Raw genomic sequence first — 2,670 nt, 5'->3', positions numbered from 1 at the left:
GGTGAGCTGCTGGTCGCTGCCGGCCTCGGCCTCGTCGATGAGGCGACGCAGGCCGCGCTCCCACTCGAGCTTGAGCTCGGCGCGGTGCTCGGGGGCGGAGAACGAGTTGACCGCCTGCACGGCGAAGGCCGGGATCTTGGTGAGGCCCCACGGGTCGGTCTCGGCGCCGATGTTGCCCAGCACCAGGGTGACGAAGTCGCGGGCGGTCATCTCGGCGTCGCGGGTCATGTCCCAGGTGGCACCCCACAGGATCGCGCGAGCGAGGGAGTCGTCGAGCTGGGAGAGCCCGGCGATGGCGGTCGCCAGCGAGCGCTCGTCGAGGCGGACCTTGGCGTAGGCCAGGTCACCGTCGTTGAGCAGCAGCAGGTCGGGCTGACGCCGGCCGACGGCCTCCTCGATCTCGGTCGTCTCACCCTCGACGTCGACCTCGATGTAGTCGCGACGCACGAGACGGTCCTCGACGAGGTCGTAGAGGCCCAGGCCGAGGCGGTGGCGCCGCAGGGTCGGGTGGTCGGGGTGCGCGCTCTGGCGCACCGCCAGCCGCGAGTAGGTGCCGTCGTCGGCGACCTCGATCTCGGGGGTCAGCGTGTTGACGCCGGCCGTCTGGAGCCACTCGTCGGCCCAGCTGCTGAGCTCGCGGCCCGACGACTTCTCGAGCGCGGCGAGCAGGTCACCGAACTCGGTGTTGCCGTAGGCGTGGTCCTGGAAGTACTGACGCAGTCCGGCGACGAAGTCCTCGAGTCCGACCCAGGCCACGAGCTGCTTGAGCACCGAGGCGCCCTTGGCGTAGGTGATCATGTCGAAGTTGACCTCGACGGCCTCGAGGTCGTAGTTGTCGGCCGCGATCGGGTGGGTGCTCGGCAGCTGGTCGGCGCGGTAGCCGGTCTGCTTGCGGGCATTGGCGAAACCGGTCCAGGCGTCGGTGAACTCCGTGGCCTCGGCCTCGCACCAGTAGCAGGCCCACTCGGCGAAGGACTCGTTGAGCCAGAGGTCGTCCCACCACCTCATGGTGACGAGGTTGCCGAACCACATGTGCGCCATCTCGTGGGTGATCACCGAGCAGCGGAACTCGTAGAACGAGCGCGGTTGGCGGCTGCGGGGGAGGTACTCGTCGCGCAGCGTGACGCAGCCGGCGTTCTCCATCGCACCCATGTTGTATTCGGGCACGTAGAGCTGGTCGTACTTCTCGAACGGGTACGGGAAGGCGAACTGCTCCTCGAAGAACTCGAAGCTCTGCTTGGTGATCTTCACCAGCTCGTCGCGGTCGAGGTACTCCACCAGCGACTGGCGGCAGTAGTGGCCCAGCGGAATGGTGCCGAACTTGCCCTCGTAGGTGTCGAAGACGCCGTGGTACTCGCCGGCCACGACGGCGGTGATGTAGGTCGACATCCGCTTCGTCGTGGGGAAGTGCCACACGGCCTTGCCCTCGCCGAGCGACTCGGGCTCGGGCGTGGGGGCGTTGGACACCACGACCCAGTGGTCGGGGGCGGTGACGTGGAAGGTGAACTCGCTCTTGAGGTCCGGCTGCTCGAACGTCGTGAAGACGCGGCGTGCGTCGGGCACCTCGAACTGCGAGTAGAGGTAGACGCGGTCGTCGACCGGGTCGACAAAGCGGTGCAGGCCCTCACCGGTGTGGGAGTAGGTGCAGTCGGCGCGCACCACCAGCACGTTGTCGGCCGCGAGGTCAGGCAGCGGGATGCGGCTGTTGGCGTACGACGCGGGGTCGAGCGGCGCGCCGTTGAGCGTGATCTCGTGCACCGTGGCACCGACGAGGTCGGCGAACGTGGAGGCGCCGGGCTCGCTGCAGGTGAACGACAGTGTGGTGGTCGAGCCGAAGACGGTGTCGCCGGTCGTGAGGTCCAGGTCAACGGAGTACGACGTGACGTCGAGGAGGGCGGCGCGGGTGGCGGCCTCTTCCCGAGAGAGGTTGGTTCCAGGCATGAGGGACATCCTCGCACCCGAGGTGCTCGGGGCGACATGGGTGTGTCCTGGCCCACCTTCGGAGCGGGTGGGATGACGTGGCAGACGACTCGTCGGAGAAACGACACGCCTGTGATTCATAGATGCGTGACATTGGGGCTGATGTGAATTATGAGGATATTGTTGCGAAACACACCCGATGTGCTTGACAGTGGTCTCCGTGACTCCCCCCCAACGGCCACCCAGGCCTGCCCGCGCGCGTCGTGCCGCCTCGGTCCTCCTGATCTGCGGACTGCTCCCAGCAGTCGTGCCGTCGCTGACGGCGACCGCGCCGGCGCAGGCGTCGTCGGTCTACCTCTGCAACGGCTACAAGCCGTGCTCCAACGCGGGGATGAGTGACTTCGGCTACGGCGCCAAGAACGACGCGATGTACTGGCGGATGTACTCCGGCCACAACTGCACCAACTACGTGGCCTACCGGATGATCCAGGCGGGCATGTCCACCGAGCGTCCCTGGTCGGGCAGCGGCATGGCCTACAACTGGGGCCACGCGATGAAGTCGATCACCGACAAGGTCCCGGCCCTCGGATCGGTGGCCTGGTGGGACCGCAACGCCTCGGGGGCGGGCTCGAGCGGCCACGTCGCCATCGTCGAGAAGATCGTCTCCGACACCGAGATCATCATCTCCGAGGACTCCTGGAGCGGCGACTTCCACTGGCGCCGCATCATCAAGGACGGCACCACCTGGCC

Annotated in this window: 2 protein-coding genes; one reads left to right on the top strand and one right to left on the bottom strand. The window is 67.4% G+C overall.

Annotated elements, in window-relative coordinates; all coding sequences use genetic code 11:
* The coding region (pepN, locus tag VOI19_RS17800) for an aminopeptidase N (protein WP_323794284.1) at positions 1-1,941 on the bottom strand (1,941 nt) is incomplete at its 3' end.
* A 199-nt stretch (positions 1,942-2,140) separates the two neighbouring features.
* Here pepN and VOI19_RS17795 point away from each other — a divergent pair.
* The coding region (locus VOI19_RS17795) for a CHAP domain-containing protein (RefSeq protein WP_323794283.1) at positions 2,141-2,670 on the top strand (530 nt) is incomplete at its 3' end.

The sequence above is a fragment of the Nocardioides sp. genome, from assembly GCF_034670285.1.
Classification (GTDB): Bacteria; Actinomycetota; Actinomycetes; order Propionibacteriales; family Nocardioidaceae; genus Nocardioides.
The sequence above is the reverse complement of the archived record's forward strand: the minus strand, read 5'-3'. Positions and strand labels throughout refer to the sequence as shown.